At 66.1% G+C, this 8,994-nt stretch carries 8 protein-coding genes and 2 tRNA genes; 4 read left to right on the top strand and 6 right to left on the bottom strand.

The genetic code is table 11. The annotated features are described in order from the left end of the window. Both A5652_RS04215 and A5652_RS04210 read right to left on the bottom strand, forming a co-directional pair. On the bottom strand, nucleotides 1-324 hold a 324-nt coding region (locus A5652_RS04215), incomplete at its 3' end, for a catalase (protein ID WP_156745148.1). Nucleotides 325-342: 18 nt separating this feature from the next. After that, nucleotides 343-1,134 carry an SDR family NAD(P)-dependent oxidoreductase gene (locus A5652_RS04210; protein WP_067346956.1) on the bottom strand — a complete coding sequence of 264 codons (792 nt, stop codon included), beginning with the start codon at nucleotides 1,132-1,134 and terminating at the stop codon, nucleotides 343-345. A gap of 218 nt (nucleotides 1,135-1,352) precedes the next feature. Between A5652_RS04210 and A5652_RS04200 the strand changes: the two genes are divergently transcribed. Both A5652_RS04200 and A5652_RS04195 read left to right on the top strand, forming a co-directional pair. Further along, a complete protein-coding gene (locus A5652_RS04200; protein ID WP_067346951.1) occupies nucleotides 1,353-2,912 on the top strand; it encodes an AMP-binding protein in 1,560 nt (519 codons plus the stop codon). 135 nt (nucleotides 2,913-3,047) lie between these two features. Then, nucleotides 3,048-5,720 (top strand): adenylate/guanylate cyclase domain-containing protein, encoded by a 2,673-nt coding sequence (locus tag A5652_RS04195; protein ID WP_067346949.1) that lies wholly within the window; start codon nucleotides 3,048-3,050, stop codon nucleotides 5,718-5,720. A gap of 5 nt (nucleotides 5,721-5,725) precedes the next feature. Here the strand turns inward: A5652_RS04195 and A5652_RS04190 are convergent, their stop codons facing one another. From A5652_RS04190 to A5652_RS04180, 3 genes are all read right to left on the bottom strand, one after another. Beyond that, nucleotides 5,726-6,556 (bottom strand): enoyl-CoA hydratase/isomerase family protein, encoded by an 831-nt coding sequence (locus A5652_RS04190; RefSeq protein ID WP_067346947.1) that lies wholly within the window; start codon nucleotides 6,554-6,556, stop codon nucleotides 5,726-5,728. Between the two features lie 88 nt (nucleotides 6,557-6,644). Further along, nucleotides 6,645-6,938, bottom strand: a complete 294-nt coding sequence (locus A5652_RS04185; protein WP_067346944.1) for a hypothetical protein — start codon at nucleotides 6,936-6,938, stop codon at nucleotides 6,645-6,647. Between the two features lie 26 nt (nucleotides 6,939-6,964). Then, the gene (locus A5652_RS04180; RefSeq protein WP_067346942.1) at nucleotides 6,965-7,411 is read right to left on the bottom strand and encodes a hypothetical protein; all 447 of its coding nucleotides are present in this window, start codon (nucleotides 7,409-7,411) and stop codon (nucleotides 6,965-6,967) included. 214 nt (nucleotides 7,412-7,625) lie between these two features. Here A5652_RS04180 and A5652_RS04175 point away from each other — a divergent pair, with 214 nt between their 5' ends. Further along, entirely contained in the window at nucleotides 7,626-8,126 is a 501-nt protein-coding gene (locus A5652_RS04175; protein ID WP_067346939.1) for a universal stress protein, read from the top strand. Nucleotides 8,127-8,617: 491 nt separating this feature from the next. Here A5652_RS04175 and A5652_RS04170 read toward each other — a convergent pair. Beyond that, nucleotides 8,618-8,692: transfer RNA gene (locus A5652_RS04170), tRNA-Val, on the bottom strand. Nucleotides 8,693-8,873: 181 nt separating this feature from the next. Between A5652_RS04170 and A5652_RS04165 the strand changes: the two genes are divergently transcribed. Beyond that, nucleotides 8,874-8,946, top strand: a tRNA-Gly gene (locus A5652_RS04165). Nucleotides 8,947-8,994: the final 48 nt, after the last annotated feature.

The following is an 8,994-nucleotide window of genomic DNA, read 5'->3' as shown; positions in this document are numbered from 1 at the left end:
CCCGGAGACGAACAGCCGGGCGGTCTGCGTCGAGACGTCGGTGGTGGAGCCGTCGGGCAGGGTGAACTTCACCGCCATCCCGCGCACACCGGAGGCGCCGTCGCGCTGCTGGGGATTGCCCGAGCCATTGGAGAAGCGAATCAGCGCCGGGACGGTCGAACCGTCGAGATGTTGTGCGCGCGAGAGCATGAGCGCGTCGGGGGTGGCGGTGAACGTGCCGCGATACAAAGTCCCTTTGGCGTGCAATGCGCGACAACCGGGCTGGGCTCCCCCGGCGCCCCGGATCGCCTCGATCGCCTTGTCAGGAGTAAGTCCACCGCTCATGGACGAATCTTAGTTGGATCAGTCGGGAAAGCCGAAGAGTTCGACGACACCGTGATCGCGACCGGCGGTATAGCCGCCGTCGACCGCAACGGCCTGGCCGCTGACGAACGAGGCGTCGGGAGACAGCAGGAAGGCCGCCATGGCCGCAACTTCTTCCGGTCGCCCGAGCCGCTGCAGGGCGTGCTCGTTGGTGATGGAGGCCAGCGGGCCCTCCATCCCGGGGATGCTGAAGACGCTTTGCGCCATGGGCGTTTCGATGAAGCCGGGACAGATGACGTTGGCCCGGATGCCACTGGGCCCGTAGTCAAGCGCGATGTTCTTCGTGAGCAGCACGACACCGCCCTTGGCGGCGTTATACGAGCTGCCACCGGCTGTGCCCTCCAGACCCTCGACACTGGCGACCGTCACGATCGAGCCGCGTTCACCGTCGGCTCGGTGTTGTTCGATCATCCTGGCCAGAGCCGCCTTGGCCACCAGGAAGGTGCCGGTGAGGTTGATCCCGATCACGCGGTCCCATTCGGCGCGGTCGAGCAGGTGCACCGGGCCTCCCCCGGCGACACCGGCGGCATGAAACAGGCCGTCGAGGCGGTCCGGCACGGCGGCCAGTACCGCGGCGACGGCGGATTCGTCGGTCACGTCGGCGGACACGAACGTGAACCGCGGGCCCAGACCGTCGGGCGGGGTGGCCAGGTCGGCGCCGATGACGGTGCCGCCCTCGGCCAACAGCCGCCGCGCGGTGGCCAGCCCGATTCCCGACGCGGCGCCGGTCACGACAAAGGTGCGGGAACTGGCGCGGTCGGGGTTCACCATGTCGGATCCTTGTCGGGGTCGGTCGGGCCGGTCGGCCTCGTCATGGTGACACACCACCCCAGGACAGCAGCGCGACCACCGAAGCCGCCGCCGACGGTGGAATGATGATCGGCTCCATGGCGTGACGCGCTAGCGACCTGCGCAGGCGAGGGCCGGCGTCGCGTGCGCCGAACCGACCGCGTATTACAAACTGGAACAAATCGAACGCGGAGGGGTTCATGCCACCAGCCGACACGAGGTCCGGCACGGCGGAGACGCTCGCCGGCATGGTCGAAGGCCACGCAGAGCGCACGCCCGAGGCGATTGCCATTCGCTTCGGCGAACGCCAGTGGTCCTGGGCCGAGTGGAGCTCGCGGATTCGTCACACGGCCGGGGCGCTGCGCGCCGCAGGTCTCGAACGGGGACACTGCGTGGCCTTCCTGGACAAGAACCACCCCGCCTGTCTCGAAGTGCTCATCGCCGGCGCCTCCATCGGCGTTGTCACCACCGTCGTCAACTGGCGGGTGGTCGGCGACGAACTCGTCCACGTGCTGGCCGATAGCGGCGCAAGCGTGCTGCTGGTCGGCGCTGAGCTGCGTGGCGCGGCCGATGCGGCCGCCGGCCTGGTACCGGGCGTGAGCCGCATCATCGAAATCGGCGACGAGTACGAATCGCTGCTCGCCGCGGCGGCACCGACGCCGCCCGACCCGAGGGTCAATGAGAACGAGACGGCATTGGTGATCTACAGCTCCGGCACCACCGGGCGCCCCAAGGGCGTGCTACTCAGTCAACGTGCCCTGGTCAATCACGCGTCGAACCTGGCCCCGGCGTTTCCGTTCGCCGAGGGCGACGCCAACCTGGTGGCCATGCCGTTGTTCCACGTCGGTGGAATCGGCTACGCCCTGTTTGGAATCCGTTCCGGTGCAACGACATTAATGACCCGTGAGCCCGACGCCGCGACGCTGATCGGCGCTGTGCGCGCCGGAGCCACCCACGCGTTTTTCGTCCCGCCGGTGATCGCCCGGTTCCTCGACGCGGGTGAGGCGGCGACCGCGGCCATCGCCGGCTTGCGTTACATCGTCTACGGCGCAGCACCGATGCCGCTGCCGTTGCTGCATCGAGCGCTGTCCACCTGGCCCGACACGAAATTCGTGCAGGTGTACGGGCAGACGGAACTGTGCGGCGCGGTCACCGCGCTGTCCGACGACGATCACCGTGACGCCGCGCGGCCCGAACTGCAGCTGGCGGCCGGAAAGGCGGTGCTGGGCTGCGAGATTCGCGTCGTCGATCCCGAGACCGGAAACCAGTTGCCGCCCGGGCAATCCGGCGAGGTGTGGGTGCACAGCAACCAGAACATGACCGGCTACCTCAACCGCCCGCAGGCAACGGCCGAAACCATCACCGCCGACGACTGGGTGCGCACCGGCGACATCGGCCGCTTGGACACCGACGGCTACGTCTACATCGAAGACCGCATCAAGGACATGATCATCACGGGCGGCGAGAACGTGTACGGTCCCGAGGTGGAAAGCGTGCTCATCGAGCATCCCGCCATCGAGGACGCCGCGGTGATCGGGGTGCCCGACGACTTCTGGGGCGAATCCGTCAAGGCGATCGTGGTAGGCCATGGCGGAACCGAGGCGAAAGACATCATCGAATTCTGCCGCCAGCACCTGGCCGGTTTCAAATGCCCGCGCACCGTGGACTTCGTGCCGGAGTTGCCCCGCAACGCAAGCGGAAAGATCTTGAAAACTCAGCTGCGGGAACCGTTTTGGCGCGGCCGGGCGCGTAGCATATGAGCGAGTGGATCGACTTCGGCTAGCCGGTCCGCCCCGGAAAGTCGGCGTTTGGCGGCCTGCGCCCGGCACCTATGCCTACCATCACATACGCCGAGCAAACGATGCTGCCAGCCCAGAAACGAGGATAGGGGCTCGATGGCCCACGACACGAAGGCTGCCCTGCCGTCGGGAGTCGTCACGTTCCTGTTCACCGACATCGAAGGGTCGACTCGACGCTGGGAAGCCGACGCGCCCGCGATGCGCGCCGCTCTGGAGGACCATGACCGGACGCTGCGCGAGGCGATCCAATCTCACCGAGGCCGGTTGTTCAAGCACACCGGCGACGGCGTGTGCGCGGCGTTCGAGTCACCGCGCGACGCGGTGGCGGCCGCGGTGGCCGCTCAACGGATGTTAGAGCTGCCGGTGCGGATGGGGATGGCCACCGGAGAGGCCGAGCACCGCGACGGTGACTACTTCGGCTCGGTGCTCAACCGGGCGGCGAGAGTGATGGCGTGCGGACATGGTGGCCAAATCCTGCTCGACGACGTCACGGCCGGCCTGCTGAGCGGTGTCGAGCTCGTGGATCTGGGGCCGCGGCGGTTGCGCGATCTCGCCAAACCGGTACAGATCGCTCAGGTACGGGCGGACGGCCTGCGCGCGGACTTTCCGCCGTTGAAGACCGCCGACCCGGCAGTGGGCAACTTGCGTCGCCAGACCACAAGCTTCGTGGGGCGTGCGGCGGCACTGGCCGAGGTGCAGCAGACGCTCGAGAGTCATCGGCTGGTGACGCTCACCGGCGTTGGGGGCGTGGGTAAGACGCGGCTGGCCATCGAGGTCGCGGCGAATAGCGCGAGCAGCTTTCCCGACGGGGTATGGCTGATCGAGCTAGCCGCCGTCGGTGATCCGGCTGCGGTTCCCGAAGCAGTCGCGGCAGTCCTGGGCATCACTCAGCAGCAGGGCATGAGCGTGGCCGAAAGCGTGGCCGCCGCGCTGGAGGGCCGGTCGCGTCTGCTCGTGTTTGACAATTGCGAGCACGTCGTCGATGCGGCGGCCGACATCATCGAAGCGATCCTGTCCCGCTCTGCAACTGTGCGCATCCTTGCCACCAGTCGGCAGGGTCTCCGGCTTGCCGACGAACAACTGTGGCCCGTTCCGTCATTGGACATTCAGCGCGGGGTGGAATCCAGCGCCGTGAAGTTGTTCATCCAGCGCGCCAAAGCGCTCGCTCCCGAAACGAACCTGACCGCACCGCGGCACGCGGATGCCGTCATCGAAATCTGCCGGCGCCTCGACGGCATTCCGCTGGCGATCGAGCTGGCCGCATCGCGGGTGCTATCGATGACTGTGACCGAACTGCGCGATCGCCTCGACGACAGGTTCCGGCTACTCGTCGGGTCGGGCCGCGGGTCCGAGCGCCACCAAACGCTACGCCACGCGGTGCAGTGGTCTTACGACATGCTTACCGACCCCGAAAAGTCTTTGTTGGCAAAGTGTTCGGTGTTCGCCGGTGGGTTCGACCTCGATGCAGCCTGCTTTGTCGCCGGATCCGCCGACGAGCTTGCGACCTTGGACCTACTGGACGGCCTGGTGCGCAAGTCGCTGGTGGCGGCCGACAGGACATCGTCGCGAACCCGGTTTTCGATGCTGGAGACGATCCGCCAATTCGGCGAAGAGCAGCTCGCCACCCGCAACGAGGCGAATGCGGTTCGGACCGCGCACGGCCGATATTTCGCAGACCGCGAATCCGATGTGCTGGCCCTGTGGGACAGTTCGCAACAGGTCGACGCCTACGCCTGGTTCAACCGGGAGCTGGCTAATCTGCGTGCCGCGTTTCGATGGGTGGCCGACAGGGGTGCCCTCGACAGTGCGTGTGCCATAGCCATTTACGCGACGATCCTTGGTTTCTGGGTCGAGCAGCACGAGCCCACCGCGTGGGCCGAGGAACTCATCGAAGCTGCCGCGGCCGCCGAGCACCCACGGCTCGCACAGCTTTACGTCATGGCCAGCCAGTGTTACGCGGCCGGGAGGGTCGAACAATCCCACGGCTACGCGCAGGCCAGTCGTGTGGCGGTCGCCAGCGGGCGATTCGATCCGGTGCCCTACGACGCCGAATGCTGGGTCGGCGGCGGCTACATCATGACCGGTCGTCACGAGGATTGGGTTGACCTATGCCGAGAAGTCCTGCAGCGCGGGCCGAATCACCACCCACATGCTCACGCCAATCTTGTGATGGCATTGGTGTTCACCGGCCGGTACGACGAGGCCATCGCAGCGTCCGACGGCCTGTTGGCTGCCGCCGGCGCACTTGAAAATCCCCACATGGCAAGCTACGGCTTCGCCAGCTACGGCTTTGCCTTCAGCGAGGCCGATCCCGCCGCGGCCTATGATGCCCTTCGCCGGGGGCTGGAAATCGCCCGCGCGAGCGGCAACCGGCGCGACGAATCAATCGTGGCCGTCAGCCTCGCGAGATTGGCGACAGCCCACGGCCAAGCCCTCGAAGGGCTGGAATCCCTTGACCTGGCGATTCGCAACCTTTACGAGTCAGGGAGTTTTTCGATCATGGCCGGCCCGTTAGCGCTGCTCGTCCATGTTCTCGACCAGGTCGGGCACTACGAGGAAGCCGCCACCATCAGTGGGTTCGCCCAAACCCCTTTCACGCGAACGGCTTTCCCGGAGGTGAACAGCGCTGTCATCCATCTGTGCGAGGTGCTCGGCGAGGGCCGCTACCAGGCGTCGGCCGACGTGGGCGCCAACATGACCAGCTCGGCCGCAGCGGCCTATGCCTTCGCTCAGATCGACAACGCCCGCGCGCGGCTCCTGACTGGTTGAGCGCCCTACAGGCGTCCCTCGACGCGCAGCTCCGGGTGCACCCAGCCCGGTGACCGACGTTCCTTGAACGAGCGGAACCCTTCGATGGCCTCGGCGTCGGACAGGCTGGCGGTCATGCCGATGCGGTCATACAGGCCCAGATAGCTGTCGATGCTGGACTTGATGACGCCGCGGGCGCGCGGAGCGGTTCGACAACATTGCGCGAGTAGGTCTTTCGCCGCATCCAGCAGACCCTCGTGCGGAACCACCCGCGTGACCAGGCCCCAGTCGAGGGCTTCGACCGCGGTCAGTACTCGACCGGTGAACATGAGGTCGCGGGTGCGCACCGGTCCAATGACGCGGGTGAGCATCTGGCTGTAGTAGGTGTCGGCGTAGCCGCGGAACAACTCGGGCACCCGGAAGGTCGCCCGATCGCTCACCACCGACAGGTCGCTGCACAGCGCGATCTGGAATCCGCCGCCCTGGCATAACCCATTGACCGCCGAGACGATTGGCTTGCCCGAGGTGCGGACCGCATCGAATGGCGTCACGTCCATGCCCAGCGCGGAACCGAAGGTGATCCAGTTGTCCTCGCCTCCCCCGCCGCCCATGTCGCCACCGGGGGCGAAGACGTCTCCGGTTCCGGTGAGCACCAACCCGGCCAAATCCGAGTCCTCGTTGAGACGTCCTACCGCATAACGGATTCCGAAATACATCGCCGGACTCAAGGCGTTGCGTGCGTCGGGCCGGTCGATGGTGCAGACCGCGATCGGACCCTGGCGTTCGAAGCGCAGGTACGGCGTACCCAGCCAATCGCCTTCGGGTGGGCGGGGGGTGCTCTGCGGTGTCTGCGCCACTGGACTCCTCTCAGGTCGGCGTCGCCGCGGATGCGCCGCGCCGCAACGCCGCTACTGTAGCTCTTACGGTATCCGCGGGTCCGAGTGACTACACGTAAGACAGCGTGGCCGTCGCCGCGGTTGCTGAGCAGTCGGCTATCACCGATGCCAGCTTGGTTTGCAGGGCGGACGTGGTGTCCCCCACCGGCTTACCGCAGAACCTGCAGATCGTGGTGAAGTTCGGCTGTTCGTCCTCGTCCGGCCAGAACCGGCGCGGCCCGACCTGAGCCCCCGGGTCGAACTGCACCGCCTGATGCGGGGCGTCCTTGAGGATGCGGCCGACGGGATGAGTCTGCGGGCATTCGAGTTTCAGCATGCCGATGCCCTCTTGGTTGGAGGCCATAATTCACCGTCCTCTGTGGTGCGCTGTCAGTGAAGGATCTGCGCAAGCTTGCGCCATCGCCGGTGCCGGTGGCGAAACATGACCCGGACGAAGACGCGGGTCAATAACCCGTGCACACCGTCGTCCGTCTCGATCTCGTCGGTGTAGCGGCAACTGCGCTCGTCAATGGGTTCGAACGTGAGGCGGTGATTCCAGGTGCGGACCGGTCCACCATGCTCGTTGGTGTAGATCTCGGTCGGCCCGAGTCGCTTGACGGTGAGGTGGTGGGTCCAGCCCGGGATCACGCCGAACCACCAGAACCGCGCCGATCCCTCGGTGCCGACCTCGATGCGCTCGGGGACGTCAAGGCGGTACGCCCGCAGCACCGGGCTGAGGACATGCCGCATCAGCTCCGGCTTGCGCGCCAGAGCGGAGGCCGTCTCCACCGGGATCGGCAGCTCGGTAGTTAGGGTAACCTTACTCATGCAGCTCATGGTGGCTTAACGGGCGCGATTAGGCAAGGGACCGTGGTCAGAGGAGGCGGTCTTGGGCCCCAAGGCGGGGGGCCGGCGCCACGTCCTGTCGGCGGCCACGGCCCGCCCCGCTCCCGAGCCGGGTCAACGGGTACTGCGTCTTTTGTCTGGAGGTGTAAAGGGCGCACGTTGGTGGGCACCCTCGGTGGGGGGCTCACAGCGAAGGTGGAGCGATATGAGCGCCTATCAAACCCTGGTGGTCGGCACTGATGGCTCGGACACATCGTTTCGTGCAGTGGATCATGCGGCCGCATTCGCCGCGAAAAATAATGCGAAGTTGATTATCGCGATGGCGCACTTGTCTTATCTGGAAAAGGGAGACAAGGGGGGCTGGGGCAGACCAGCCCGGCCGGATCGTGTGATCGATGGCCGCGCTGAGGTCGCCCTCGGGAACGAGGGGGACTACAAGGTGCACGGGATGGCCGCCATCTATGCGATCCTGCGGGAGGCCCAGGAGCGGGCGCGGGCGGCCGGGGCGAAGGATATCGAGGCGCGACCCATCCGGGGTGATCCGGTACATGCGCTGTTCCACCTCGCCAAGGACGTCAAGGCCGATCTGTTGGTGGTTGGCAACGTGGGACTAGCCTCGCGCAGCGACAAGTGGCTTGGCTCGGTGCCCGGAAACGTCTTGCGGAGGTCGAAGACCGACGTGCTGCTCGTCCATACCACCGACTGAGGCATCGTCAAGGATCGTTCGAAGCGAGCGGCCCTTAATCGTCGATGTGAAACTGTGGCTGTCCGACCGGCGTCGGCGCCCACGACTGCGACGGATCGACCCGGTAACACGAGGTAGTAGGCGGCATCCGCTTCCAAACCCAATTGCCCTGGAACACGATTAGGGACTTCTGATGGCATCGGTGCCAGGTCCCGTCTGGTGCTACCGGGTCATCGCAATAGGTGTTCTCCGGATCGATCGCCAAGCACCCCGCAGAAGCTGGCGGTGCCGAAGCGATGCCGGCCCCAATCGCAGCTGCTGCGAGGGCCGTGGTCAGCAGTCCCCTGCTGAATTTCATGACCAACGATAAGACAATGCCGTCTGTCCGGCGACTTGAAGCCTGCTTACGAGCGCAGCCGCTGCGCCAGATATTGCGACCAACGGGGCCGATCGAGAGCAGAACTACAACCGCCCGAAATTGCACGGAAGTTGCACGCCGCGGAGCAATGTCCTGGTGGTCCCGGCTGGGATCGAACCAGCGACCTTCCGCGTGTGAAGCGGACGCTCTCCCACTGAGCCACGGGACCGGCGCCGAGACGGCGAACGACGTCGAAGACTAGCACGCGCCGGCCCCCGACAATACCGGCCGCATCCTGTGACAGGTCGTCGCGATAGCCTTGACACGGCTCGTACCAAGAAATTTGTATGTGCCCGCTCACGTGGACTATCGTCGTGCTTCGCACCGGGCGACGATCTCGTCCGAGGCGCGCGGATGTAGCGCAGTTGGTAGCGCATCACCTTGCCAAGGTGAGGGTCGCGGGTTCGAATCCCGTCATCCGCTCGAAGGTGCAAGTGGCGTGGACCCCAACGGTGGAGTGGCCGAGTGGTG

The organism is Mycobacterium sp. 1165178.9 (assembly GCF_001673555.1).
In the GTDB taxonomy this organism is placed as follows: Bacteria; Actinomycetota; Actinomycetes; order Mycobacteriales; family Mycobacteriaceae; genus Mycobacterium.
This window is presented reverse-complemented; position numbering and strand designations above follow the sequence as displayed.